Below are 26027 nucleotides of genomic sequence, written 5' to 3'. Positions count from 1 at the left end.
AACAAGGCAGAATATACGTAGCACCAACTGTACCTAAAACCTAAATCTAAAACAGAAGCCATACCCGAGAAGGACATCATCCGTTCCTAAGGGTATGGCTTTCTATGATTCTATTTCGACAAGGATAGCCTTGTATCGAATATCAACCCAAACTTATTTCAGCTTCTGCACAGAGACTGCCATTTGCTCCAGTTGAGCGTGAGTTAATTGGTTGTTCGGTGAGCTTACCGTTACATAACGATCATCCAGTTGGAAGGTCAGTAGATCGGTTTGATCAGGAGTATACCACTTGGCAGATACGCCATTTGGTAATTTTACCGTTTTGCCATCATAGCTGAATGAATAGTCTTTGGGTGATACCGTTACGTTCATGCGATTGAATACAAAGTTCACACCATCACCACCAGCGCCTACACTCTTGAATGCATCTCCGGCAACCATATGCTGCGGCGCATACGCGGTTTTGAATCCGTCGAACTTCGCAAATGCCTTACGGATGTTATCCAGTTGTTGCTTGGTGTAATTCACATCTGCGAAGGCCGTGATGCCTTGATCATTGTTGCTGTTGGTTTTCTGAACAGAGACCGCAACTTGTTGCAACTGCGCTTGCGTTAACTTGTGGTCTGGGGAGCTAATGGTAACGTAACGATCATCCAGTTGGAAAGTCAGCATATCGGTTTTGTCTGGAGTGTACCATTTAGCAGTAACTCCGTTGGACAGTTTCACATTTTTGCTCGAATAGCCGTCTGAATAATCTCTTGGTGAGATATCAACCTTCATATGATTGAATACAAAGCTGACACCGTCGCCACCAGCACCTACGCTTTTGAACGTGTCGCCTGTAGTCATTTGTTGTGGTGCATAAGCCGTCTCGAAACCGTCAAATTGGGCAAAAGCTTTCTGGATCGCTTCTTTTTGCGCTGAAGTATACGTTACATTGGTGAGAGCTGTTGGATTGTTAGTCGCTTGACCGATAATCACTTGTCCTTTTTGACTGTCATAGGATACGGGTACATGCAGTGCATCAGCCAGTGCGCGTACAGGCAGATACGTGGAATTGTTATATGTGATTGGAGCCAGTTTGTTACCATTGCCATCTGTAGGTGAGTAAGCCGCACCATCGACGTTGAAGCTGATTCCGTGGTTAAGATAGGCGGAGATTTTCTCCAGTTGTGTACCTGCAAATACTCCCGTTGCACCAGTTAACGTCATTCCCAGTACCATCATCGTTGCTACGGATTTCTTCATGTTTTTTTTCATCATCTATCTCTCCTTAGAGTTGAATTTGGTTGGTATCTTGTGGGCTCGTTGTCCCTTATGGCTTTATATTAAACCTCGAACATATCCAGAATAATTCTGAATTATCTCCAACTTGTAAACATATGCGTCATGGTTAACGATGAGGGAAAGGTTATGATGATCTTAAAGAGAGAGCAAACAAAACGATGAACGAAAGGAAGAGGGGAATATGATCAACATGGATCTGAGGTATATAGCGTCACAGTATGTGATGGGGGAGATTATGAATTGCACAACGATGCAGCAAGGAACAAGTTCAACGGCCATGTTGCTGCAGACCACGTCAGGTAGCTATGTGTTGCGCCAGCTTAGGGATGAACGACAGGCTTTGGCTGAATATGAAGTGTACCAGGCACTGGCACCTGCAAATATATCACCAAGCATCCAGTGTACAAAGGAAGGTCTACCCTATATTACCCACAATCGCATGATTTATAATGTTCAGACTTATATTGAAAAAGTAGTGCCACAGCACTCGCTAAGCCTGAATTATGTTGAGTTAGGTGAAGTGATTGCACGTTTCCATCAACGTATTATGCATCTGGATATGACGAGACTTGGTCAGGAGGATCGGTTTGCTCTAGCTTTATTATGGGAAGCGGTAAGTGGGGAAGTGCTGGATTCATCATCAGAGATAATACGGCGATTGGCAGATCATGTGGAGGAGTGCAGCGTGTATCAATCGACGCATACGGCTGTAATACATGGGGACCTTGGACTGTGGAATGTGCTATTCACGGAGAGTGATATGTATATCATTGATGTCGGAGAAGTACGGAGTGGGAACCATCATTTTGATCTAGCAGCTATACTGTCTTCTACTTGTTCTTCCTCAATCACAGTGTGCGAGCTGGAGGAGCGAATGGTTCAATTGGAACGTGGATATCGCTCTGAAGGGCGCGACGTTAATCGGGTGATTCTATACGAACAGATCCATCTATGGGTTATTCGTGGATTGCTAGCCATTATAAGAGAGAAGGGAATCATTGCTCCAACAATTCCCTATGTCGAGCGGAATCTAGCGTTTCTCGGTAAATGTCAGATGGTAATGAGTTGAATTCAGAGTGGTAGAGAGAATCAATTGCTGGCTGAGAAAGATTTAGTTCACTAAATAAAGGATTAATCCACCTACGCCAAACACGATTGCAAAAACATATACATACGAAAGCCGGCTCAGATTTTGCTTGGTTTTGCGGTCATAATCCGGATTGCTAGTTTGATTCGCTTTCGAATTACCAATAACCAGCGTAGCAATTCCACCAAATAAAGCGATCGCAATAACTAAGATATAAGGCAACAACGTATGCTCGACCTCCCTTTCGAAATAATAGATATGAATCAGTACATATCGTACACAGGGATGAATGGTTTCTATATGTATTGCAATGTTGAAGGCAAGCACCTTTCGGGGGCGCTTGCCTTTTTTTCGGATTACCTATGAAACGATGAGGCAGATAAGTCGGGAAGCTATGGTAAAGTAATACATGATCATGCGGCGGGATTTGCTAAAAAGTGAATCACATTCACAATTATCGTTATACAAATAAAACGTATGTTGCATAAGCCGCAATAACTAAACAGGCAGTCCCACCGATTCGAACGGAAAATCTATAAACAGCAGAAGGTTCCGTAGCGTCAGAAGATTTCCACTTTTCCGTGATTACCCACAGAACAGATGGAGCAATTAACATAAGTAAGCCAACAAGACTGAAGATAATGGCAATAGTTAAAATCAATTGAAGGCTCCTTTCTTGTTTTTGTCATTACATTAATTGGATATTAAAGGGGTGTCTTAAGTATAACACACAAAAAAAGGAAGAGGGAGATCCTCTTCCTAATAATTATTGAATTTGTAATGGGAAGCTTGGATTGACAACAGAATATGTCAATTTGGCTGAACGATCATGGTTGTAGAATGTGTAGGAAGAAATAAACGATCTTGTCTGTAGGCTCACACCGGTGAGATAGTCAACTGCTCTAGAGCCGCTTGCATAGTTGTCTGCATATACTGTATTTGTTTTATCTTTTGTTTCTGAGTACGGAGATCCGTTGTTATATCCAGCCAAGGTGTGGCTAGAAGCTACAGTAAACATATTGCTAATCCATCCTAAATTCTGATATGAATCACTCTGCCCCGATTTTTTTACATATGTGAAGCATACTGTGGACAGACTTCTATGAGTCACTACATGGCTATTATTGGTTACGTTAGTATTGCTACTAAACAATAATTCATAAGGAAGCCATTGTACCACTGGAATCAATCCCACAGCTTTTTGAGCATACATGGAAGCGATGTTTGTTACGTTCCTAACTAAAATTTGTTTATTTGTGTATAGTGTACTGCCATTTGCGCCTACAGCAAGCTTTGAATTGCCGTTAAGACCTTGAGCATATAAATCTTGTAAATTATAGGTTATTCCATTTCTTGTTATAGAATAGTTGATTTCATACCATTTTATGGCACTAGTGGAAGGTGGGACAGTAACTTGAGGTAAGACAAGATTGGGGTCACTGAAACGTTGGTTTACCTCATCATTAGACAAAGAGGTGACTCCCAATTTTTTTAGATCCTGCTCAAGTTTTAATTCTAAAGGATCTTGATATAGGATTTGTAGGCTACTAGACATTGCCTCGGTAGACTCTCCTTTTGCCTCTTCTAAAAGTTTATTTGCACGGTGTTCATTTAATTTCTCCATTGTTTCAATAATTTGTTGTTTATTTGCTTCTACTTGTGCATTTAATTGTTCTTCGTTAGGAGAAATGTCGGCTGAAGCAAAAGATGTAGAGGAGAACGACAGTAATAGAGCAAAACTTAATATAGAACTTACTAATCTTTTTCTCAAAAAAAACATTCCCTTCTTAGACAATTTTATTAGTTACATTAGTAAAGTAAATAACAAAACTATTAACTAGATTCTATCATCTCCTTTTTTTAAAAAAAATGGTTGTATAATACATTTATTTGCTATTTTATAGTACATTTTATGATAAAATTTGTCAAACTATAAGAGTGATATAACAACAGTTCGGGAAGAAAGCAAATATATTATCTTAAATTGCTAGTTTTAATTCTTGTAGCTTTTGTCATGCTATTGAATTTAAAGCTTTTACGGAGATAAACTTTATGCAGCTTGATATACAATTTATAGATCAATGAGTGCATGGAGTCACCTCAAAATCTTATATTTTTAAATTATTATTAATCCTTGTCCTGACGGGCTTTCGCGACTCTCTTTTATGGGGGTTGCGATTTTTTTTTGAATTTGGAGTGATCCGAATCTGCAATCCTTACGTTACACCCTATGAAGATGACGACAAGGAAAGAAATAATACCCAAAACGACACTAGGAGTGAATACATGATGAAGATGAAAATGAAGAAGTTTATCGCACCTGTACTTAGTTTGACACTGTTGATGCCAGGGATTGCAGGAGCCGCTTCCGCACCACAGACACCAATGACAATGATGAAAGCATCGGTGAATACACCTGCCGCTGACCTTAGAGCGAACCTGGATCACCTATTGTCTGAACACTTTGCACTCGCCGTAACTGCAATGGCCAAAGCCTACGATGGAGCAAAGGATGCCGATGCAGCATACAAAGCACTGGATCAGAATGCATTGGATATGCAGCCAGCGATCGCTTCCCTATACGGTGAAGCTGGTGCGAAGGAATTCGAACGTATCTTCCGTGCACATAACAAATACACCGATGATCTAGTGAAAGCAACCAAAATGGGTAACCAAGCTGGTATCAAGCAAGCTCAAGCAAACATCAACGGTTTTGTGGATGAATTCTCTACATTCCTCAGTACAGCCACTGAAGGTAAATTGCCAAAGGCAGCAGCCAAACAGGCTTTGCAAGTTCATGAAGATCTCGTGCAAAAAGTATTTGATGAATACGTAGCTGGAGATTATAGCGATGCCTATAAAGCATATCGTGAAGGGTTCAAGGAGATGTTTGATGTAAGTAAAGCACTTTCCACTGCCATCACGACCCAAATGCCTGAGAAATTCAATAACACCAAAGCGGATACAAAAGCAGCTGATCTGAGATCTGCACTCAACCACTTGGCATCCGAACACTTTGCGCTCTCTGCTCTGCAAATGCAAGAAGAATACGATGGACGCACAGCAGCTTCCAACGCACTGGTTACAGCTGAAGCTGGAAACACCGCTGATTTCAAAGCAGCCATTGCTTCCATTTACGGAAACGATGGTGCCAACGCGTTCGAGAAAATTTGGGTAACCAACCATGTTAATGCACAGAGTGATTATGTAAAAGCCGTTAAAAACAACGATGCGACGGCTCGTGCAGCCGTACAGAAACGTATTGATGGATTCACAACCGAGTTCGCATCATTCCTGGATTCTGCAACAGCCGGTAATCTGCCAAAAGCAGCAGCACAACAGGCTCTAACAACCCATGAAGATCAAGTGCAAAAGGTCCTCGACCAATATGCAGCAGGCAATTATGATGCTTCTTACACCACGAATCGTGAAGGCTTCAAAGTGATGTTCGGTGTAGGTCAAGCGTTGGGTAACGCGATTGTGACTCAATTCAACGATAAGTTCCAAGAGCCAGCAGCCCCAACAACGCCTGCACCAGCTCCAGATATGACAACGGTATGGATGCAAGTGAACAGCAAAATGCTGAAAATTAACGACAAAACAACCAATATGGATACAACTCCAGTACTTTGGAAAAACACAACCTACATTCCACTGCGTTTCCTGAGTGAAGGTATTGGTGCAACCGTGAAATGGGATAAAAAAGCACAGCAAGTCACGGTCATGGCTGGCAACGATACGCTCGAATTCTGGGTGAACAACAATGTGATGGAAGTTAATGGTGTGAAGAAAAACGTAGGGTCCACCGTATTTGTCAACAAAGATGGTCGTACGCAAGTACCACTGCGCTTCATTGCTGAGTTGCTGAACTGGGACGTGAAATGGGCACAAAAAGACGGTTCCATTACACTGACCCAATCCATGTAATTCTGAAAAGTGAAACAAGAACCTTAGCTGGTAATCATCATCTAATATTATTGTGCTGCCCACTACATGCTGCTCTAAGATGTAGTGGGCAGTTTTGTTATATACCAATTTCGTTTCGATGATAAACTATGGAGTAGGATGGACCTATTCAATGTGACCACGAATAAATCCAAATAAATTCAAATATTTGGTATAATCATCAAGTAATGACTTACATAACAGCTTGGATAGCCGATGTAGCCTACAATGATGTATGATCTATTTAGTATGAGCAAATTCAAAGGGGGACAGTTGGAATGAGTACATCTTCCAAACCGGAGCGTTCGGCGAGAAATGTGGACACGCGGTTATTTATTGCTTGGGCCGTTTCTGTCATTGCGACAGGCGGCAGTTTATATTTTAGTGAAATTAAGGGGTACATTCCTTGCGATCTGTGTTGGTTCCAGCGCATTTTCATGTACCCGCTAACGATTGTGCTCGGCATTGCTTACTTCAAGGATGATGTGGGCATTGCCAAATATGTACTGCCGCTCAGCTTTGTTGGTGGCGGAATATCGTTATATCACGTTACGATTCAGCGTATCTTCTCGGCTACGGGCAATGCCGTGGCTTGTGGTAAGGTTCCTTGTTACACCGATTATCTGAATTGGTTCGGCTTCATTACGATTCCATTGCTCGCTCTGATCGCCTTTATTATCATTATTGTAGCGCTATGGGGCATTGGCAAAGCATCCAAATCTTCTTTGTAAGTGTGTGTTCAAAAGGAACCTTTTGAACAACCTCTGTTAAGAAAGGGTAGATAGTTAATGAGCGGACGTTTTCTGAGGTGTATGTCTTTTATCATGTTAATTATACTGACCGCGGGTTGCTCTTATCAGGAGCAGAATGCATCGGGCGAGATGCCAGTCATGATCAAAGTACAGCTTATGGTTCCGGAACAGGCATCACCTAATGAGCCTGTGTCATTACAGCTGAAGCTTACACAGGGCGATGCACCAGTTAGCGATGCGGATCAAGTGCAGTTCCAGATCTGGAACAAACTTAATGAGCCTGCTCAGGTGTCACCGGAAGAAGGTTATATGACCGTTGAGAAGCTGGAGGAACAAGGGGCTTTGACGGCTAGCGAAGTGGAAGATGGCATCTACGAGGTAGAGTATACATTTGAAGAGCCCGGCTCCTATGTAGTTCAAGCTCATGTAACACATGGGTCCATGCACAGTATGCCGAGAAAGAATGTTGAAGTGAAATAATGCGGGTGTAGCAGTCATTGGTTCAGGGCGCGAAATGTGTTTATACTATTTAATGATATTAATGAACTTAATAAAGTTGTAGGAAAAGAGGTTGTTATGGCAACAATTCATGATGTTGCACTCAGAGCAGGAGTGTCCGTAACTACCGTCTCGCGTGTATTAAATAACCGGGGTTATATCAGTCAGAAAACCCGGGATAAAGTGTATCAGACGATGAGTGAATTGAATTATCGCCCGAATGAGATTGCCCGTTCTCTTTTGCGTAAGCAGTCCAATGTCATCGGTTTAATTATTCCTGATGTATCCCATCCGTTTTTTGGTGAGATGGCCAATTATATTGAGTATTATGCGTATCAGCATGGGTTCAAGATTATGCTATGTAACTCCCATATGGAGCCCTCCAAAGAGCGAGAGTATGTGGAAATGCTTAAAGGAAACCGGGTAGATGGCATTATTATGGGTAGCCATACGCTTGAAGTAGACGAGTATATGAATCTGCATTCGCCTATTGTTACCTTTGACCGTCAGATTGGTACGGATATTCCGTTTATTTCCTCCGATAATTATCAGGGAGGGGTTATGGCTGCTGAATTGCTTCTTGCAAAAGGCAGAAGGAAGGTGGCGCATATCTGCGGTAATCTAGGATTGCAGATGCTCTCCAATCGTAGAACAGCAGGATTTGTGGACAAGCTGGAGGCACACGGCATCAAACCAATCGCTACACATGAAACGAATCTGAACGTGTTCAGTCAGGAGCAATATACGGAATTGGTTGAACAATTACTGGTGGAGCATCCTGAAGTAGACGGTTTGTTTGTGACTAGCGACCTGATTGCAATTCATGCGCTAAAACAAATTATCGCTCGTGGGCGCAAAGTTCCAGAGGATATTTCCATCATTGGATATGATGATATTCGCGCGGCGAGTTATGTGCTGCCAGGCATTACGACGATCAGGCAACCTGTGGAACGCATGGCTGAACTTGCGGTGGAGCTGATTCGTCGTCAAATTGCAGAAGAAGAAATGACAATCGAGAACATTTTGCCAGTGACCTTGGTGGAGAGAGAGACGACCTAAGCGGGTCGTTTTTTTATTTATGTCAAACGATTGACATGTCAAACCTTTGACATTATAATCAGTCCTGTAAGCGGTTTCTTTCATGCATACTCATAAACGGGGGGAATAACAGATGAGAAGAGAGCGGAAATGGGCGAAGTTATCCATATTATCACTAGTTATGGTGGTCATTCTTTCGGCATGTGGCGGTACACAATCAGGATCGGGAACAGATGCATCCAGTGGATCTGGTGACAACGTGAAGATTACGTTTTTGAATTCTAAGACAGAGATAAATAGCCAGCTAGAGCAGGCGGCAAAAGACTTTCAGACAGATAACCCTAACATTACGGTGGAGATTGTACCTGTAGGTAACGGACAGTCGCCATTCGAGAAAGCATCCGCTTTATACGCTTCCGGCAATCCAACAACGATGATGATGCTGGATACAGGGGATGTAGAGAAATTTAAGGACCGTGTTCTGGATCTTACCTCTGAAAAATGGATGAAGGATGCCGTTGAGAACAGCACAGCAGCAACGACATTTGATGGCAAAAACTATGCCTTTCCACTCTCCATTGAGGGATATGGTTTCATCTACAACCAGAAAGTGTTGGATGAGGCTGTAGGCGGCACATTTGACCCACAAACGGTACAAACGACTGCACAGCTTAATGAGCTGTTCCAGAAAATTGCAGCGACCGGCAAATCACCTCTCATTGTTTCACCAATGGATTGGTCGCTTGGAGCGCACTACCTTGCACTTGCTTATGGTGGACAGTCGCCGGATCGTGCCAAAGTCGATCAATTCATTCTTGATTTGAAAGCGGGTACAGTGGACTTGGCTTCCAATGCGGTCTTTAACGGCCTGATGGATACGTTTGATCTTATGAAAGCCAACAATATCGACAAAGCTTCTCCACTCTCCGGTACATATGAGCGTGGACCTGAAGTTTTAGGAAAAGGCGAGGTCGGTATCTGGTTCCAAGGGAACTGGGCATGGCCACAGATCGACAGTTTTGATACAGCAGACGGACAGTATGGCTTCCTGCCAGTGCCTGTGAGTAACAATCCAGACGATTTTGGCAATAAACAAATCTCTGCAGCCGTATCCAAACGCATTCTGATCGACAAAGAAAAGAATACACCCGCACAGCAGGAAGCAGCGAAGAAATTCCTAGACTGGATCGTGTATGAGTCGAAAGGACAGGATTTCCTTGTGAATCAGGCAAGTATCATTCCGGCATTCAGCAATATCACACTGGAACCGGCTGACCCGCTTGGTAAGTCTATTAGTGACTACATCAAAGCTGGCAACATTGAAGAATCCATGAGTACGCTACCAGCCGATCATTGGTCTAAACTGGGTGCTTCCATGCAGAAATATTTGGCTGACGTGATTGATCGTGATGCACTTGCCAAAGAAATTCAGAGCTACTGGACTAACGTGAAATAAATAGGAGCTTTTGGGCAGAGCAGAGAACGGTGTGATTTCTCTACCTCTTTGTCGCAGAGCACCTGATTGACACATAGAGAATGGTTGGTATGCCTTGGACGATTCAGGTGAGGGGTGATCTATGCTCACTTGGATTCGTCTTAGGCCAACCAACGGTAAACACCTTGGGATAGAGTGGAGGATGACGATGCTGACCGAAAAAGGATTATGGGCTCGCTTGCGCACCCGGCTCATCTTTACCGGCCCGACGCTGTTTGCGTTTGGTACAGTCATGATTATTCCGTTCTTGTATGGGATATATCTGACGTTTACGAACTGGGACGGGATTGCTGTTGAGCAAAGTCTCGTGGGCTGGGATAACTATATCGGCGTGTTCAAGGACACGGTGTTCTGGAAATCATTTGTGATGACGCTGGAATACGTATTTATTACCGTGGTGCTGACTAATGCTGTTGCATTTCTGCTCGCTTATGCGGTAACTCGTGGAATTAAGGCACAGGGCTTGTTCCGGGCGGGCTTCTTCCTACCTAATCTGGTCGGCGGAATTGTGCTGGGCTTCATTTGGCAGTTTATTTTCAACCAGGTATTCGTATTTGCTGGACAAAAGATGAACCTTCCCCTGTTCCAAGCCTCCTGGTTGGCAGACCCGGACAAAGCTTTCTGGGCACTAGTGATCGTGACGGTATGGCAATATGCAGGTTATATGATGGTCATCTACATTGCAGGCTTGATGAATGTACCCAAAGACGTGATGGAGGCGGCCAGCATAGACGGGGCAAGTAACCGCAGGATGTTGGGACGTATCGTATTGCCACTCATGGTACCATCGTTCATCGTATGTATTTTCCTATCGCTCCAGCGTGGCTTTATGGTCTACGATCTCAACGTCTCGTTAACGAGCGGTGGACCATTCAAAAGCACGGAAATGGTATCCATGCATGTGTACGAGCAAGCATTCCTGGCACGGGATTACGGATTGGGTCAAGCAGAAGCGTTTGTACTGTTTATTCTTGTTGCCACCATTACATTGCTCCAGGTGTATTTCAGTAAGAAGTTGGAGGTGGAGGCATGATGGCTGGACAATCTCGTATGCTGGGCATGGCTAAATTATGTTCCTTAATCGTAGCGATGATAGTCTTCATTTTCCCATTTCTACTACTGATCTCGAATTCATTTAAGGCTAATCAGGCCATTACGTCAGATCCGCTGGGTCTACCCGCATCCTTCCAATGGGATAATTACGTGAGCGCTTTCGACAAAATGGGGTATATATCTGCATTCGGCAATTCATTGCTGATTACGGTGTTGGGTGTAGTACTGATTGCGTTGTTCGCAGCGATGACGGCTCATTATTTTGTACGGCACAATAGCAAGCTGAATCAATACCTGTTCTTCCTGATGGTTGCAGCGATGATTATTCCTTTTCAGGCAATTATGATTCCGCTCGTAAAAATCTATGGTTCCTTGAGCTTGCTTGATAACAAATGGTCACTTATTTACATGTATATCGGTTTTGGTAGCCCACTTGCCGTATTTATCTATCATGGGTTTATCAAGAGCATTCCGCTGGAATTGGAAGAAGCGGCACTCATGGACGGGTGTGGACGAGTACAGACCTTCTTTCGCATCGTGTTACCGGTGTTACTGCCAACAAGTGTTACGATTGCGGTGCTAAATGTTCTGTGGATCTGGAATGACTTCCTGCTGCCTTCCTTGGTGCTAACTTCTTCCGAACAGCGGACATTGCCACTATCCACGTTTTATTTCTACGGTACCTACACAGTCGATTACGGCCCGCTGATGGCTGGACTTGTACTGACATTGTTGCCTGTGTTGGTCGTATATCTGTTTGCACAGAAGTATATTATTCAAGGTGTAATGCAAGGCTCCATTAAATAAAAAACCACTGCAACACTGCCCTTTTGGAACAGGCATAAATAGACATCAACGTATATATAAATTGAACTTAACATTTACACGAGAACGGAGAGGACAGAAATAATCTGAAGAAGCGGAGCGTTCGCCTTTATCCCCGGATTTCCCTTTAGGAAAGAAGAATCAAAAAATCTGGGGATAACAGCGATCGGAAGATTGTTCTGTCATTGGAGTGGCAAGTGTAAATATTCTTTAGTTCAACTTATATAGATAGAGACAGGAGTGACATTTAAGATGGATAAAGAGCAGGGACGAGAAACGATGCAGGAGCCTAACCATTCAACAACAGAAGTGAAATATACACGGGAACGGGCGAATACCTACATCAAGCAGCATCAACATGAGGTTGACCCAACCTACAGACTGGGATATCATCTCATGCCTCAGGTGGGGTGGATGAATGATCCCAACGGATTCATTTATTTCAATGGAGTGTATCATTTGTTCTATCAATTCTATCCTTACGCGCCGGTATGGGGGCCAATGCATTGGGGACATGCGGTAAGCTCTGACTTGGTCACATGGGAACACCAACCTGTAGCACTTGCACCAGATCATACGTATGACATCGATGGCTGTTTCTCGGGTAGTGCGATCATTAAGGATGGAAAGCTTGCGCTGATGTACACCGGTCATGTAGTCACCGGACCTAACAAGGATCATGATTATTATCAGACGCAAAATATCGCGGAATCTGACAACGGCATTGATTTTGTGAAAAGCGCACATAACCCCGTCATTCCACTGGATCTGATCCCAGCACATACGAGTAAGAAGGATTTTCGTGATCCGAAAGTGTTCGAACGAAACGGGATGTATTACTGTGTACTCGGATCAAATGATGCAGCAGGAAATGGACTTATACTTTTGTACCGTTCAACAGACTTACAGCAATGGAGCTTCGTCAACGTGATGGCGCAAAGTGACGGAACCCTTGGCGATAATTGGGAATGTCCTGATCTGTTTGCCATGGGAGACAAAGATGTATTAATCATGTCCCCGCAACGGATGCCGGCTCAAGGAGACAATTATCGTAATTTGCACTCTACAGTTTATATGATGGGAACGTTGAATGAGGAGCAGGGTGTACTGGACTACGAACATTATTATCCGCTTGATTGCGGATTTGATTTTTATGCTCCGCAGACTACGGTTGACGCGCAGGGACGGCGAATATTGATCGCTTGGATGGAGACATGGGAGACGGACATTCCAACACAGAACGCACATCAGTGGGCTGGGGCGATGACGTTACCACGTGAGCTCATTCGCAAGGGAGACCGATTGACCTTCCAACCGCTGCCTGAGCTTAAACAATATCGTTTAGATGGTATGGAGTACAAAGATATTCGTTTGTTTGATGGAGAGCATGATCTAGCAATTAGCGGGGATTGTTATGAATTACATGCTGTATTTGAAGCAGAACAGGCACAGCAATTCGGGTTGAAATTGCGTACTGGCGAGAATGAGGAAACCATCATCTCTTATGATGTGGCTCAGAGCCGACTTTGTTTTGACCGAGAACGTGCGGGGAAAGGTCCTGGAGGTGAACGTGCTATTGAGGTTGAACTGCGTGACGGGAAACTGGAACTTCAGATTTTTGTAGATGCCAGCTCGGTCGAAGTATTCATTCAGCAGGGGGAGCAGGTGATGACGGGGCGTATTTATCCTGATCCGAATTCAACCGGCATTAAGGCATTCTCTTCTGGAGTCTGCACACTGACAGAGCTTCGTAAATGGGATTTGCGTGTTTAATATTGAGGAAAAATGAAATAATAACCTTGACCTTGAAGTATACTTCAAGGTTTATTTTATATGTATCCCAGGGATGATGGAGGAGAGGTTCATCTCAAAAGTATCAGAACTAAGCAAGAGACCGCATCAGTGCAAGAGTATACTCGTGTAAAAGGACGATGAAGTTGAGATGAGCATGATGACGAGAGGAGAGCTAGCCAAGCGTACTGGACTCAGTATGGCGACTCTCCGGTATTATGAAGATAGCGGGGTGCTACCTGCACCGATCCGTGCATCGAATGGATACCGTAAATATTCAGAGGATTACGTGGTCAAAATTAAATTTATTAAGGATGCTCAAGCGCTGGGTTACTCCTTGAAAGATATAAAAGAAACGTTACACTTACTCAGCCAAGAGGATATGGACAGTGAGACACTGAGAGTGCTGGTTCGCGATCAAATTGCAGATATTCAAAAGCATATTAATAACCTAAAGGACATGCAGACGCTTCTAGCTTCATTGCTTTTAACGCCAGAATCCGAAATCCATACTTATATAGAATCTTTCCGCAATAACTCGGAGGAAGAGAACGATTCTCCCAAGCCGGAAGAATGACATGGATACACTGCATTTAGATAGAAATATCGAGAAGAACCCCTTTGCCAACGTTCTGGAGAAGAGGTTCTATTGGTTTGCATTACAATACGATGCAGAGTTCATTCACATCAGACCCGCTTCCCGCAGAAAATGATGTACAATCTCGCGCTGATACTTGATCCGCACGGAGCGTTTCAAGCTCCAACATGTCTCCACAGTGACGGTGCGCGCCTGCAGAAGCCTTGCACCAGCTGTGCGTGCCGATCCTGGCAATTCATGCTGCTTCAGATTAAAGTGTCTGTTCTGGATCGCGATAGAGCGATTCATTTGTTTAATAATGCGTTTGCATACCGGAACGGCACGACTGCCTGGATTAGTGATCAGCGTTTGTCCAAGAACACGGGAACTGAGCTGGGATAACCCATTGGCTTCGTGCAGATCTAACCACCAATCGGGTTGATATTGACGGGCCAGATGAAAGACTGCTGAAGCTAGAGGGTGCCTGGCTTTACCTGAAATTTGGCGTGGAAAGGTGCGATTCAGATCTGGTTTGCCTCTGATCTTCTTCCGATATGCCTGTTGGTGCACCCGTGGAATGATGATGAGAAGCCCGCGCTGAATGATGCGGCGACCTGCAATACAATCATCCACGAGCTGCTGTGCAGCAGCCATACTGGCTGTTTCATTGCCGTGAACTCCTGAGGTAATCAGCATTACCGGGCCAGGGTTCACTCCACGCACAACATAATAGGGGGTAGCATGAACGCTGGATGAAGCAAGAATATGTTTATTGACAAGCATGAGGCTCACCTCCGTTACTACCATACGTCATGTCCTCCTTGTCTGTAACGGCATTTGAACAGCCTCCTTGGCTATCTATTGCAAAATGGGTAGGTCACCAAAGACCCCATCCTTTCAAATACCAATTAATCCCTTCACAGGGAAGACATTTTTTTGCCACAATTCGGCATTTATGCCCCTGTTCAAGAGTGCGTCACAAGACAACAGGCTGTCTGTTCCTTTATAATTAAGAAAGTAATGTCGTAAACGTTTACAACTTAAACTATTTAAATTTAAAATATTAAGCCGGGCATGTGCCTGACCAATGGAGATACAGAACGACCAATCCGGCAAGAGAGAAGGATGTCATGAAGAAAATTGCATGGGTCACCGATAGTACGAGTACACTGGATCCTGTTTTCGCTGAGCAAAATCATGTTTATATTGTACCGCTGCGTGTTGTATTTGGAGAGGAATGTTATCGGGAATCAGAAGATATATCACCGGAACTATTCTATGAAAAGCTGGAGACAGCATCCAAAGCGAGCAGCTCACAGCCGCCAATCGGCGAGTTCATTGAATTGTATGAGTCATTGAAGGATCAATACGATGAGATCATAACCATTCATTGTTCCACTGCGCTTAGTGGTACATTACACACATCGATGCAGGCCGCGGAAATAGCAGGTGTGAAGGTGACTGCAATTGATTCGATGGCAGGTGCATATCCTCATCGGGAGATGATCCTGCAAGGTCTGGAATGGCAGAAACAAGGCGCTAGTGCAGCCGAGATCAAAGCTAATATTGAACAAATGATTGAGAATATGTCCTTTTACCTCATTCCGGCCAGCCTTCAGAATCTTCATCGTAGTGGGCGAGTATCCGGAACGCAGCTTGTGTTGAGTCAACTGTTGAAGATTCATTTGCTGCTGCGATTTGAGGAAGGCAAAGTCGTGGTGAACGAGAAGATTCGTACATTCAAACGCGCGAAGCAGCGTATGCTGGATGTGTTGAAGGTGGATATGGAGAAAGTGAAGCATGTATGCATCATGCATGCCAACAATCCAGATGAAGCGGTGACGATCAAACAGCAGATTTCCGAATTGTTACCACGGCTTAAGACTGAGATTATGCCTTTTATCCCTGTAGTCGGTATTCATGCAGGCGCAGGCACGATTGGTCTATGCTGGTTCAGAAACGAGCACGTTTAGATTAGATTCTAGATAACATGTATTCCTAAGATCAGATCAGAAATAATCATTAATTCATTCCATATACCGGTAGGAAGCCCTTGAGGTACAGCAGTAGTTGCGATGTAATGCTGGATCAAGAGGTATTCTGCCGGTTTTTTTCGATGTTTGAGCAGTGATGGGGAGGTGTTAGCCCTAAGTATCCTTTCATTGCCAATTGAAACAAAATGTGAGGTAATAAAGATAAATGAACATGTTGGAGGGGAATGCTGTGTCAAGTCACCGATTGTTGCTTGTTGAAGATGATCGTTCAATTAGTGAGATGGTAGGGCCATATTTGGAAAAGGAGGGCTATGACGTTTCATATGCCTATGATGGTTATGAAGCTGAAGAGCAGTTCAAACAGGCTACGCAAGCATACGATCTCGTTATTCTAGACCTGATGTTGCCTCGCAAAAATGGCATGGAAGTGTTACAGACGATCCGCTCGGTCAGCTTGGTGCCAGTACTCATTTTATCGGCCAAGGATGGAGAGGTAGACAAGGCGCTAGGGCTAGGATTTGGCGCAGATGATTATTTAAGTAAACCCTTCTCACTAATTGAACTGACTGCTCGCATCAAAGCAGCAATCAGGCGTGCCAACTATACAGTACAACCTGCAGAAACCACCAACGCACCCGTGCAGCATGAACGTCTGGAGTTCGGAGGGTTGGTAATGAACATGGACACCTATGAGGTGGAACGAGAGGGCGCTGCAATTCGATTGACCTCTAAAGAATTTGGTATTCTGAAATTGTTAGTGACCCATCCTGGCAAAGTGTTCACGAAGGCTCAGATCTATGCTGCGGTATGGAATGATCAGTATTATGGGGACGAGAACATTATTAACGTACATATGCGCCGTCTACGCGAGAAGATTGAACTGGATCCTTCAGCGCCTCAATACATTAAGACGTTGTGGGGAATTGGATATAAGCTGGAGGTGGATCAGACATGATGCTCGTCCTTTTGGGCATTTCTACGGGAGGGTTAGCAATTGTTGTCGCGATCTTAGCTATCAAATTGGCCGGGCGTAGTCAGCAATTGAACTATATTCATCTTAAACTGGAGCATATATTGGATCAGGGGACATACGAGCGCCTGTTGGTGTTCAGCAACGATGCTCCAATTCAGCAGCTTCTCCGTGATATAAATCAAGTTCTAGATTACGCCCACCTAACTGGGGCGCGTTATGCTAATCAGGAGAAAGAGATGCGTAATATGCTGTCCAACATCTCACATGATCTGAAAACACCGCTAACCGTTGTACTTGGATATAGTGAGACACTACTACATAGCCCAACATTGACGCAGCAAGAGCGAGAGGCCATGATCGGCAAAATCCATGATAAAGCCCAAGAGGTGCTGCGTTTGATCCACTCCTTCTTCGATCTGGCGAAGCTGGAGTCGGGTGATATGGAGCTGCCCATGACGCGGGTCAATCTAAGTGAGCTATGTCGACTGAAGATGATTTCTTTTTATGAGATGTTAACTGGACTTGGTTTGGAAGTAAAACTGGACATCCCTGAAGGGGATATCTTCGTGCAAGCGAATGAGGAGGCACTCGACCGTGTGCTGAACAATCTCATTACCAATGCCATGAAGTACGGCGCAGACGGCAAAATGTTAGGACTCTCCCTTCGGCATAATGAGAAAGATGGTGTACTGTTGGAAGTATGGGATCAAGGCAAAGGCATTCCCGAAAGTGAGCACAGCCGCGTGTTTGAGCGAATGTATACGCTGGAGGACTCTCGCAATCGACAGTATCAGGGGAGCGGTCTAGGTCTCACCATTACCAAAAGGCTGGTTGAACACATGGGAGGTAACATTGAATTACGGAGTATTCCTAACCACCGAACGGTATTTTCAATCTCTTTAAATACTTGTTAGAAGAATAATTTCTGAAATAAACCAAGATTAAGGTTTTTGTAAGAAATGATTAATAGAAAAGAAGACATTTCTCTTTACAATACAGATATCAGAACCCGGTAGTGATTGTTCATTTAGAGCAGTTTCATCAATAAGACTGAATGAAGCTGCGTATGTTCAACTAAACTTTTTTACACGAGAACGGAGAGGACAGAAATAACGTGAAGAAGCGAAGCGTTCGCCTTTATCCCCGGATTTTCCCTTTGCAGAAGGGATTCAAAAAAATCTGGGGATAACAGCGATCGGAACGTTATTCTGTCATCGCAGTGGTAAGTGTAAAACTCTTTAGTTGATTCTATATAGATTCTTGAGCACCACAAAAGGGATCGTAAAGGAGAACAAGAGATATGACTTATATTGCACGTACGATAGGTGTGTCCAAGACATATGAGGGAATAGAAGTGGTGTCCGACGTTAACATGAATATTAAGCAAGGGGAAATATACGGTTTCTTAGGGCCGAACGGTGCGGGCAAAACGACGATCATGAAAATGCTGACGAACCTGGTGAAGCCAACCTTTGGCGAGATCGAATTGTTTGGAGAAAAGCTAACGCCCACCTCCTACGAAGTGTTGAAACGGATGGGAAGTATTATCGAATACCCCTTTTTCTACGATAAATTGTCGGCTAGGGATAACTTGGAGCTGCATTGTGAGTATATGGGTTTCCATAATAAGAAAGTGATCAACGAGATGATGGAAAAGGTGGGACTGAAGGATACCGGAAAAAAAGCAGTCCGTGACTTCTCACTTGGGATGAAGCAAAGACTCGGTATTGCCCGGGCACTCATTACAACCCCTGAACTGCTCATTCTGGATGAACCGATCAATGGGCTTGATCCTGTAGGGATTAAGGAGATGCGAGATCTATTCAAACGTCTCAGTACGGAATATCGAATTACCTTATTGATCTCAAGCCATATTCTTGGAGAGATTGAGCAGATTGCCGATACGGTAGGCGTCATTCGCGGAGGAAGGCTAGTGGAGGAAGTGTCGATGGAGAGTATCCGAGGACGCCACAGCGAGTATGTGGAGTTACAGGTTGTGGATATTCGCAAAGCAACGTATGTCATTGAACATCAGCTTGGGCTCCAAAACTTCAAGCTGGTAGATGAGCAGACAGTACGGATCTATGATACAGGTCTTGTTCCTTCGCAGTTAACCAGCCAGCTAATCGAGCATGGCGTACAGATTGAATCCATCTTCAAACGATCACATTCATTAGAAGAACACTTCCTGAATCTCGTGAAGGGAGATGGGGACGTTGCTTAAGCTCATAGAACTGGAGATGCGGAAACACCATTTTTCTAGAAATCTGATTGCAGCGGGCGTTGCCAACATTGTTATTCTGGGATTCCTAGTCATGATTGGTGTACTCGACCGGGGGGCGGAGGATTATGCTTACTCGAATTATTCCGTATCCTTTATGCTCATTGATGTATGCGCACGAGCGACCTTTATCGTATTTGCCGGGGCGCTGTTAGCGAAGTTCATTATCCAAGAGTATCGAAATAAAACGATGAATGTGATGTTCACCTATCCGATCAAACGCCATAAAATTATCGCTGCCAAATTGATTATCATATTCGGATTTACCTTCTGTATGATCATGTTCACCAATCTATTGATGGGTGCAATCCTACTGACAGTGAATCACTACTATCCTTTTATCGCAGATGTATTAACGGTGAATGAAGCATGGAGATTGTTATTGAAGTATAGTATTAGTTCCCTCTCTGCTGCGGCTATGGCGCTTATTCCATTATATTTCGGGATGCGCAAGAAGTCGGTTACAGCCACGCTGGTCTCTTCGATCATCCTAGTGTTTATTGTCTGTTCAGGAGGTGGTGGGCCTTCCGTGACAGTGAACTCCATTATTATTATCCCTATAACCTTGGGGGCAATTGGTATATGGATTGCATCGTTGTCGATGCTTCGTCTAGAGACAAAAGATGTGAACTGAAATCCTGCTCAAAGGCATACCCGGTATGGCTTCAGATGCCATTGACATCCGCTCGTACAAGGGATAGGATAATGTCAACTGAGACATGAAGGAGAATGCAACTACCATGACGATTCCAAAAACTTTGACGATAGCTGGTTCAGACACAAGCGGCGGTGCAGGAATTCAAGCCGATTTGAAAACTTTTCAGGAGTTAGGTGTGTACGGGATGACTGTATTGACCACTGTAGTGGCAATGGAGCCTGAAACGTGGGATCACCAGGTATTTCCTGTTGAATTAAATGTAGTGGAAGCACAACTTCGTACGGTTCTAGACGGTATCGGATTTGATGCCATGAAGACGGGCATGCTGGGTTCTGTAGACATTATTGAGCTTGTGGCGAAACATATTCGTCGTAGCGGACTTCCACAGATTGTTATCGATCCGGTAATGGTCTGCAAAGGAACGGATGAAGTGCTGCAGCCTGAAAATACAGAAGCGATGATTGAGTTTTTGTTGCCAGGCGCAGATCTCGTTACTCCGAATCTGTTTGAAGCTTCACAACTCGCGAAAAGTGGCCCAATTCGTTCGAAGGAACAGATGGAAGCTGCTGCATCCATTATTCATGACCAAGGGGCGAAACATGTCCTGATCAAAGATCGTGGTGTAATCAATCCGGGTAAAGCGATGGATCTTCTCTATGACGGTAAAAACTATGAATGGTATGAAGCTGATGTTGTTGGCTCTGGTTACACGCATGGAGCAGGATGTACAACCTCTGCAGCGATTACCGCAGGTTTGGCGCGCGGTCTGACCGTGAAAGAGGCTGTTCGTGAAGGGAAAGCCTTTATTACCAAAGCGATTGCGGGTGGATTCCCACTGAATCGTTTTGTTGGCCCGACACTGCATGCGGCACACCGCCTGGAGCATCAACGTTAATTCGCGACAGGTGCGATTCATGCCAGAGACGATAGGTCTTTAAATTTCATGGTGGTTGTCAATGAGCGGTGAAAGGCTCATTGATGGCCACCTTTTTGTGTTATTTTTTAAAAATAGTAACATTTGGTATGGGTTAGGCGTATATATCATGGCACAAACAGCCTTTAAGAGGAAGTTGGACACATGAACGACACACCGAATCGTTATGTTATTATCAGAAATTAAAAAGGAGAGTCGGCCATGGTCAGAACAGTGCTTCTGGTGGAAGACGAAAGCCGCATTCGTGAGATTGTGGCCGATTATTTTATAAAAGAACAATGGAATGTCCTAGAAGCCGAGCACGGATTCGAGGCACTTGAACAGTTAGAACAGCATGAAGTGGATTTGGTTATTCTAGATGTGCTGATGCCGGAGATGGATGGATGGACACTTTGTGGTCATATTCGATCTCAATCGACCGTACCTATTATCATGCTGACTGCGCGATCGGAGGATGATGACAAGATTCACGGTTTCCAGCTTGGCGTGGATGATTATGTAACTAAGCCGTTTAGTCCTCGAGTACTTGTGGCTCGTGCGGAGACATTAATGAAAAGGGTCGAAGGTGCCGTTAGTAAAGATCAGAGTGTCATTCAATTTGGACACGTTACGTTGGATCCTTGGGCGAGAAGGCTTGAGCGAAACGGGGTAGAGATTGAATTGGCACCGAAAGAATATGAACTATTACTCTACCTAACTCGAAATCAGGGGCTTGTGTTATCCCGTGATGCAATACTAAACCGTGTATGGGGCTATGATTTTGATGGGGATTCACGGGTGGTTGATACACATATTAAGAAACTTCGTAGCAAGCTTGGTGAAGAAGCCAAATGTATCCGAACGGTAATTGGTACCGGCTATCGATTTGAGGCTGAGGCATGAGACGTACGGGTGTAACGATGAAGCTGTTTCTGGTGATGGCGGGGTTCTTGCTCCTACTGTACGGAACCACGGTGATTGCTCAGCTCGTATGGTTCCCGGATTTCTACCAACACCAGAAGATTACCAGCATTAAGAAAAAATTGTCGAGATTTGAACAACAGTATTCCACAGGGCATTGGAATGATATTCAACTGGCGAAGGAAACCGGCAAATTCATGCGTCAGAACCAGTCTCATCTGGTCATCCTGACCAACACTGGCAAGTTAGTAAATGACCCATTTCACATTACGTTGCTGCAAGAGGATGGTTCTGAGGTCGAGGTGTCGCTGTCCCTTTTTATCAACAGTGAAAATGCGGGCTGGATTGCTTCCCACCTGAAGTATGGACAGCAATTAACCGTAACGGGATCAGCTAATGGATTGCATGAACCGATGATCTATCCTTTCAAGATCAAAGACAACAACACTTCGGTATGGGGTACAGGGAGCTTCGAAGAATTGAATGAACCTGTGCAGGAGTGGTCTGGCATATTGACGAAAGTCGTTCTTCCCAACCTGGGGACTTGGAGTCAGCGACAAGGTTTGCTTGTGCAAGCATTGGATAGTTTCTTTCCCCTATCATCAGAGAATCAGCTTAGTCTGAAGAATGGGAAGATGTTAAACCAGGAATGGACGGATAGCTGGAGTGGAGTACGAAATGTAATCGCCATAGCTCCGGTTCGTAATGCTGAATCAGGGGAACAGCAGCTCATTTTCTCGCTGACATCTCTGCAGGAGATGCGTGAAGCCAATGAAGCGACAAGGTTATTCTATGGGTATTTCGGAATTGCTGCATTTGTACTCATCCTGTTCCTGGCGCTGCTACTGTCCCGTATTGTTACGAAGCCTTTATTGGCACTGAATCATGTTGCGAAGAAGATGTCAACGTTAGACTTCACTGTAAAATCACCCATTCGGCGTAATGATGAGATCGGTAGTTTGTCTGAAAGTCTGAATGCTCTATCAACGACACTTGGACAGACGCTGGAGGAACTAAGGCAGGCGAACAGTCAGATGCGCACAGATATGGAGATGAAGCAGCGAATTGAGAAGCGACAGCGTGAATTTTTCGCAGATGCTTCCCATGAACTCAAAACGCCAATCAGTATCATCAAAGGATATTCTGAAGGGCTGAGAGATGGTGTAAGTGAGAACAAACGTGAACGATACATCGAGATTATTGCAGACGAAGCTGTAAAAATGGAAACGATGGTTGAAGAGATGTTGGATCTTGTTCGGCTAGAATCGCAAGCTATTAAGTTGAACACCGATGCAGTAGCTCTCGGAGATATGATAGAAGATATTGCTGGACGTCTAAGTCCACAATTGAAGGGAAAAGAATTACATGTCGTGTTGGTCTCTACAACAGAACAGACGGTTGAGGGAGATCGAAGTAAGCTGGAGCAAGTGATCTACAATATGCTGATGAACGCGATCCGCCATGCTGTACCGCAATCAGATATCTTGATTGAGATCAGCCGATTGGAAGGGCAGGTTCGTATCTCCATTGAGAACAAAGGTGAAGGGATATCGGAACCTGAACGTCAGAATATATGGGAACGATTCTACCGGGTAGAACGTTCGCGTAATCGCAAAATGGGGGGAACCGGGCTGGGCCTGGCCATTGCGAAGCAGATTCTAGATCTACATGGATGTCGTTATGGTGTTGAAAACACACCAGACGGAGTCCGCTTTTACATTATTTTTCCTAATGCTTAGTTAGAAAGGGAGTTAAGTCTTATGAAATCTTTGCCATCTATTTTAACCTTGGGTAATTTAACTTCGGGTATGCTGGCAGTCATTATGGCAATTCATGGGGAGTTTGCACTTGCTGTAACGCTGATTTGGGTTGCGATGTTCTTTGATTTGTTTGATGGTTATGCTGCTCGTAAATTGCACTGTGAAGGGGAATTTGGTAAAGCACTGGACTCCCTTGCTGATGTGATCTCATTCGGTACAGCTCCAATATTGATTCTGTATCTGAACGTTATGAACGGAGGAAGTATTTTGGGGATGGCACTTACAGCTCTGTTTCCGATCTGTGGTGCTCTCCGACTGGCACGCTACAACTGCCAGAAGACAGCGAGTCATGGTTTTGTCGGTATGCCGATCACATTTGCGGGCGGTCTGATGTCCTTTTTCGCTCTATGGAGTCCTTATTTTACTCTTGGTGTAGCCTATCTCGTCATCGTAGTGTTATCTGGTCTAATGGTTAGCCAAATTCGATTCCCTTCTCTCAAACAGGTGTTGACCCCTCAAGAGAAGGATATCGTGGAGCCGAAATAAGGAGCGAGTCAGTGATGGAATTTGCAAAAGAATTTATTGGTCAGTACGGCTATTTCGCAATCTATGGACTACTGGCTCTGGGTGTAATCGGTATGCCTATTCCGGACGAGGTGATGATGACATTTGTCGGTTATCTTGCCTCGATCTCGGTTTTGAATTATTCAGTAAGTATTGTTGTCAGTTTTGGTGGTGCGTTCACCGGTGGACTACTCAGTTATATGATTGGTAAGAAGGCCGGAAGGCCGCTAGTCGTGAAATACGGTAAATGGGTGGGGGTAAACGCCAAACGGCTGGGAAGGGTAGAATCCTGGTTTATGAAGTATGGGTACTGGTCGATCATTCTAGGCTACTTCATTCCCGGGATTCGTCACCTGATGTGCTGCTTCTCAGGAATCAGTCGTATGGCTATGGGGAGATATATCCTCTTCTCCGGCATCGGTGCATTTCTGTGGTGCGTCGTGTTCATATCGATTGGATTCTATGTTGGTGTGTTGACTTAAAATCGGACAGCCTGTCGGCACGATGGGCAAGCTAAGCTAAAGACCTTTTGTGTGCGAAGGGGTCTTTTTTTGTTTTTTTAAATACAATTGATCAATAAACTGAAAACTAAAGCAAACCCATTATAATGAATATGTATTTGGTTTATAATAAACATATAAACATAAGTATATGTAGAAGGACTTTTGGGTACTTTCAAAAAAGCAAAAGATTATCAGTATAAACTACCATATAAAAGTGGGGAATTTAAGGGGGCTTCATATGAGGAAATTATCGGATGTACTAAAGGGTACAGAAAGTTCTTCTAGGTTCTTTATGTCCGGTACGTTTATGGAGAAGCAACCTGATACCAAACCAAGAGATAGACAACAACGTGAAATGCTTATAATGACCGATATTAAAATAATCTCGAATAGACTGGGAAAGTCAAAGCTTATGAGAGACGGCAAGCTCATAAGAGTAGGTGATCAAGTTGAGAAATTTAGAATATCTGTATGAGGCTACAAAAGCAACGCATGATCTGTTTGAACGTAGATTAAAGATAGTAGCTATTCTAACAAAAATGATTGAAAAAGAGCATGGTACCGTTCCCGTAATAGTAGGTGGATCAGCTGTAGCTATCTATTCTCAAGGGCTGTATGCCACAAATGACACTGATTTAATTTTGTTGTCGTATGTTGATGTACAACCATACATGTTAGAATTGAAATTTAATAAATTTGGTAAAGATTATTACAATAATGATCTTGATGTTCTCGTAGAATTTCCTTCAGGAAATTTAGCTGGTAGTCCAGAAAAAATAACAGTTCATGAAGTATGGGAAAACTATCCTGTCTATATTCTAGGTGTTGAAGATCTTATATTAGATCGAATCAATTCTCATGTTTCTACTAATGATACTGGTTCCAAAGAATGGGCACTTAGGTTGATGGGAGCTTTATACGATAGCATTGACTGGTCATATATTCATAAGGTTGCTCATGAACAAGAAGTTCTTCAAACGATAGAGAAATTTCAAAGAACAGTGAAGCGTTACAGGCGTAACCTTGATAAATTATTCTAAAATTTTGTTGTATTTCTTTGATAAAGTTTTTTATAAAATTGAAAATAAAAAACACGCTCAAACCTTAACTTG

At 43.9% G+C, this 26027-nt stretch carries 26 protein-coding genes; 21 read left to right on the top strand and 5 right to left on the bottom strand.

Annotated elements, in window-relative coordinates; genetic code table 11:
* Window positions 1-153 precede the first annotated feature (153 nt).
* Entirely contained in the window at window positions 154-1263 is a 1110-nt protein-coding gene (locus M3636_RS25335) for a stalk domain-containing protein (RefSeq protein WP_251384398.1), read from the bottom strand.
* A 214-nt stretch (window positions 1264-1477) separates the two neighbouring features.
* On the opposite strand from M3636_RS25335, the gene M3636_RS25330 reads away from it, so the two are divergent.
* Window positions 1478-2356 carry an aminoglycoside phosphotransferase family protein gene (locus M3636_RS25330; protein WP_251384397.1) on the top strand — a complete coding sequence of 293 codons (879 nt, stop codon included), beginning with the start codon at window positions 1478-1480 and terminating at the stop codon, window positions 2354-2356.
* A 42-nt stretch (window positions 2357-2398) separates the two neighbouring features.
* Here M3636_RS25330 and M3636_RS25325 read toward each other — a convergent pair whose 3' ends face one another.
* From M3636_RS25325 to M3636_RS25320, 3 genes are all read right to left on the bottom strand, one after another.
* Window positions 2399-2599 (bottom strand): hypothetical protein, encoded by a 201-nt coding sequence (locus M3636_RS25325; protein ID WP_128103625.1) that lies wholly within the window; start codon window positions 2597-2599, stop codon window positions 2399-2401.
* A gap of 235 nt (window positions 2600-2834) precedes the next feature.
* Window positions 2835-3035, bottom strand: a complete 201-nt coding sequence (locus M3636_RS29855) for a DUF6199 family natural product biosynthesis protein (protein ID WP_353056319.1) — start codon at window positions 3033-3035, stop codon at window positions 2835-2837.
* Between the two features lie 105 nt (window positions 3036-3140).
* Window positions 3141-4145 carry a hypothetical protein gene (locus tag M3636_RS25320; protein ID WP_251384396.1) on the bottom strand — a complete coding sequence of 335 codons (1005 nt, stop codon included), beginning with the start codon at window positions 4143-4145 and terminating at the stop codon, window positions 3141-3143.
* A gap of 524 nt (window positions 4146-4669) precedes the next feature.
* Between M3636_RS25320 and M3636_RS25315 the strand changes: the two genes are divergently transcribed.
* The 9 genes from M3636_RS25315 to M3636_RS25275 all read left to right on the top strand — a co-directional run bounded on the left by M3636_RS25315 (window position 4670) and on the right by M3636_RS25275 (window position 14348).
* The gene (locus M3636_RS25315; RefSeq protein ID WP_251384425.1) at window positions 4670-6301 is read left to right on the top strand and encodes a copper amine oxidase N-terminal domain-containing protein; all 1632 of its coding nucleotides are present in this window, start codon (window positions 4670-4672) and stop codon (window positions 6299-6301) included.
* Window positions 6302-6597: 296 nt separating this feature from the next.
* Window positions 6598-7050, top strand: coding sequence for a disulfide oxidoreductase (locus M3636_RS25310; RefSeq protein WP_056693144.1), 453 nt, complete (start codon window positions 6598-6600; stop codon window positions 7048-7050).
* 93 nt (window positions 7051-7143) lie between these two features.
* Window positions 7144-7551 (top strand): FixH family protein, encoded by a 408-nt coding sequence (locus tag M3636_RS25305; protein WP_186323614.1) that lies wholly within the window; start codon window positions 7144-7146, stop codon window positions 7549-7551.
* 96 nt (window positions 7552-7647) lie between these two features.
* A complete protein-coding gene (locus tag M3636_RS25300; protein WP_128103623.1) occupies window positions 7648-8628 on the top strand; it encodes a LacI family DNA-binding transcriptional regulator in 981 nt (326 codons plus the stop codon).
* 112 nt (window positions 8629-8740) lie between these two features.
* Window positions 8741-10063: an ABC transporter substrate-binding protein gene (locus M3636_RS25295; RefSeq protein ID WP_128103622.1), complete on the top strand. Its 1323-nt coding sequence runs from the start codon at window positions 8741-8743 to the stop codon at window positions 10061-10063.
* A 187-nt stretch (window positions 10064-10250) separates the two neighbouring features.
* Window positions 10251-11135 carry a carbohydrate ABC transporter permease gene (locus M3636_RS25290; RefSeq protein WP_128103621.1) on the top strand — a complete coding sequence of 295 codons (885 nt, stop codon included), beginning with the start codon at window positions 10251-10253 and terminating at the stop codon, window positions 11133-11135.
* Window positions 11136-11152: 17 nt separating this feature from the next.
* Entirely contained in the window at window positions 11153-11962 is an 810-nt protein-coding gene (locus M3636_RS25285; RefSeq protein WP_440131394.1) for a carbohydrate ABC transporter permease, read from the top strand.
* 297 nt (window positions 11963-12259) lie between these two features.
* Window positions 12260-13753 (top strand): glycoside hydrolase family 32 protein, encoded by a 1494-nt coding sequence (locus M3636_RS25280; protein WP_483311546.1) that lies wholly within the window; start codon window positions 12260-12262, stop codon window positions 13751-13753.
* Between the two features lie 169 nt (window positions 13754-13922).
* Window positions 13923-14348, top strand: a complete 426-nt coding sequence (locus tag M3636_RS25275; RefSeq protein WP_128103619.1) for a MerR family transcriptional regulator — start codon at window positions 13923-13925, stop codon at window positions 14346-14348.
* 105 nt (window positions 14349-14453) lie between these two features.
* Here the strand turns inward: M3636_RS25275 and M3636_RS25270 are convergent, their stop codons facing one another.
* Window positions 14454-15131 (bottom strand): succinylglutamate desuccinylase/aspartoacylase family protein, encoded by a 678-nt coding sequence (locus M3636_RS25270; protein ID WP_251384424.1) that lies wholly within the window; start codon window positions 15129-15131, stop codon window positions 14454-14456.
* 347 nt (window positions 15132-15478) lie between these two features.
* Here M3636_RS25270 and M3636_RS25265 point away from each other — a divergent pair, with 347 nt between their 5' ends.
* The 11 genes from M3636_RS25265 to M3636_RS25215 all read left to right on the top strand — a co-directional run bounded on the left by M3636_RS25265 (window position 15479) and on the right by M3636_RS25215 (window position 25955).
* On the top strand, window positions 15479-16321 hold the full coding sequence (locus M3636_RS25265) for a DegV family protein (protein WP_251384393.1): 843 nt from the start codon (window positions 15479-15481) through the stop codon (window positions 16319-16321).
* Window positions 16322-16622: 301 nt separating this feature from the next.
* Window positions 16623-17297 (top strand): response regulator transcription factor, encoded by a 675-nt coding sequence (locus M3636_RS25260; protein ID WP_483311545.1) that lies wholly within the window; start codon window positions 16623-16625, stop codon window positions 17295-17297.
* On the top strand, window positions 17297-18229 hold the full coding sequence (locus M3636_RS25255; RefSeq protein WP_483311544.1) for a sensor histidine kinase: 933 nt from the start codon (window positions 17297-17299) through the stop codon (window positions 18227-18229). The genes M3636_RS25260 and M3636_RS25255 overlap by 1 nt, the downstream gene beginning before the upstream one ends.
* A gap of 386 nt (window positions 18230-18615) precedes the next feature.
* Entirely contained in the window at window positions 18616-19539 is a 924-nt protein-coding gene (locus M3636_RS25250) for an ABC transporter ATP-binding protein (RefSeq protein WP_251384391.1), read from the top strand.
* Window positions 19532-20230, top strand: coding sequence for an ABC transporter permease (locus M3636_RS25245; RefSeq protein ID WP_251384390.1), 699 nt, complete (start codon window positions 19532-19534; stop codon window positions 20228-20230). Before M3636_RS25250 ends, M3636_RS25245 begins: the two co-directional genes overlap by 8 nt.
* Window positions 20231-20336: 106 nt before the next feature.
* Window positions 20337-21149, top strand: a complete 813-nt coding sequence (gene thiD / locus M3636_RS25240) for a bifunctional hydroxymethylpyrimidine kinase/phosphomethylpyrimidine kinase (RefSeq protein ID WP_128103613.1) — start codon at window positions 20337-20339, stop codon at window positions 21147-21149.
* 240 nt (window positions 21150-21389) lie between these two features.
* Window positions 21390-22070: a response regulator transcription factor gene (locus M3636_RS25235; RefSeq protein WP_251384389.1), complete on the top strand. Its 681-nt coding sequence runs from the start codon at window positions 21390-21392 to the stop codon at window positions 22068-22070.
* Entirely contained in the window at window positions 22067-23827 is a 1761-nt protein-coding gene (locus M3636_RS25230; protein ID WP_128103611.1) for a sensor histidine kinase, read from the top strand. The genes M3636_RS25235 and M3636_RS25230 overlap by 4 nt, the downstream gene beginning before the upstream one ends.
* A 21-nt stretch (window positions 23828-23848) precedes the next feature.
* Window positions 23849-24394, top strand: coding sequence for a CDP-diacylglycerol--serine O-phosphatidyltransferase (pssA, locus tag M3636_RS25225; protein ID WP_145410543.1), 546 nt, complete (start codon window positions 23849-23851; stop codon window positions 24392-24394).
* A gap of 14 nt (window positions 24395-24408) precedes the next feature.
* Entirely contained in the window at window positions 24409-24894 is a 486-nt protein-coding gene (locus M3636_RS25220; protein WP_128103609.1) for a DedA family protein, read from the top strand.
* A gap of 470 nt (window positions 24895-25364) precedes the next feature.
* A complete protein-coding gene (locus M3636_RS25215) occupies window positions 25365-25955 on the top strand; it encodes a DUF6036 family nucleotidyltransferase (RefSeq protein WP_251384388.1) in 591 nt (196 codons plus the stop codon).
* Window positions 25956-26027: the final 72 nt, after the last annotated feature.

The sequence above is a fragment of the Paenibacillus sp. MER 99-2 genome (assembly GCF_023714095.1).
Classification (GTDB): Bacteria; Bacillota; Bacilli; order Paenibacillales; family Paenibacillaceae; genus Paenibacillus.
The sequence above is the reverse complement of the archived record's forward strand: the minus strand, read 5'-3'. Positions and strand labels throughout refer to the sequence as shown.

What these genes read in the sequence shown, in the direction of transcription:
- M3636_RS25285 (WP_440131394.1), top strand. Translation starts at nt 11,153, where the DNA reads ATGCTGGGCATGGCTAAATTATGTTCCTTAATCGTAGCGATGATAGTC.
- thiD (WP_128103613.1), top strand. Translation starts at nt 20,337, where the DNA reads ATGACGATTCCAAAAACTTTGACGATAGCTGGTTCAGACACAAGCGGC.
- M3636_RS25280 (WP_483311546.1), top strand. Translation starts at nt 12,260, where the DNA reads ATGCAGGAGCCTAACCATTCAACAACAGAAGTGAAATATACACGGGAA.
- M3636_RS25290 (WP_128103621.1), top strand. Translation starts at nt 10,251, where the DNA reads ATGCTGACCGAAAAAGGATTATGGGCTCGCTTGCGCACCCGGCTCATC.
- M3636_RS25295 (WP_128103622.1), top strand. Translation starts at nt 8,741, where the DNA reads ATGAGAAGAGAGCGGAAATGGGCGAAGTTATCCATATTATCACTAGTT.
- M3636_RS25270 (WP_251384424.1), bottom strand. Translation starts at nt 15,131, where the DNA reads ATGCTTGTCAATAAACATATTCTTGCTTCATCCAGCGTTCATGCTACC.
- M3636_RS25255 (WP_483311544.1), top strand. Translation starts at nt 17,297, where the DNA reads ATGCTCGTCCTTTTGGGCATTTCTACGGGAGGGTTAGCAATTGTTGTC.
- M3636_RS25310 (WP_056693144.1), top strand. Translation starts at nt 6,598, where the DNA reads ATGAGTACATCTTCCAAACCGGAGCGTTCGGCGAGAAATGTGGACACG.
- M3636_RS25300 (WP_128103623.1), top strand. Translation starts at nt 7,648, where the DNA reads ATGGCAACAATTCATGATGTTGCACTCAGAGCAGGAGTGTCCGTAACT.
- pssA (WP_145410543.1), top strand. Translation starts at nt 23,849, where the DNA reads ATGAAATCTTTGCCATCTATTTTAACCTTGGGTAATTTAACTTCGGGT.
- M3636_RS25265 (WP_251384393.1), top strand. Translation starts at nt 15,479, where the DNA reads ATGAAGAAAATTGCATGGGTCACCGATAGTACGAGTACACTGGATCCT.
- M3636_RS25330 (WP_251384397.1), top strand. Translation starts at nt 1,478, where the DNA reads ATGGATCTGAGGTATATAGCGTCACAGTATGTGATGGGGGAGATTATG.
- M3636_RS25315 (WP_251384425.1), top strand. Translation starts at nt 4,670, where the DNA reads ATGAAAATGAAGAAGTTTATCGCACCTGTACTTAGTTTGACACTGTTG.
- M3636_RS25305 (WP_186323614.1), top strand. Translation starts at nt 7,144, where the DNA reads ATGTTAATTATACTGACCGCGGGTTGCTCTTATCAGGAGCAGAATGCA.
- M3636_RS25335 (WP_251384398.1), bottom strand. Translation starts at nt 1,263, where the DNA reads ATGATGAAAAAAAACATGAAGAAATCCGTAGCAACGATGATGGTACTG.
- M3636_RS25230 (WP_128103611.1), top strand. Translation starts at nt 22,067, where the DNA reads ATGAGACGTACGGGTGTAACGATGAAGCTGTTTCTGGTGATGGCGGGG.
- M3636_RS25250 (WP_251384391.1), top strand. Translation starts at nt 18,616, where the DNA reads ATGACTTATATTGCACGTACGATAGGTGTGTCCAAGACATATGAGGGA.
- M3636_RS25220 (WP_128103609.1), top strand. Translation starts at nt 24,409, where the DNA reads ATGGAATTTGCAAAAGAATTTATTGGTCAGTACGGCTATTTCGCAATC.
- M3636_RS25260 (WP_483311545.1), top strand. Translation starts at nt 16,623, where the DNA reads ATGGTAGGGCCATATTTGGAAAAGGAGGGCTATGACGTTTCATATGCC.
- M3636_RS25235 (WP_251384389.1), top strand. Translation starts at nt 21,390, where the DNA reads ATGGTCAGAACAGTGCTTCTGGTGGAAGACGAAAGCCGCATTCGTGAG.
- M3636_RS25275 (WP_128103619.1), top strand. Translation starts at nt 13,923, where the DNA reads ATGAGCATGATGACGAGAGGAGAGCTAGCCAAGCGTACTGGACTCAGT.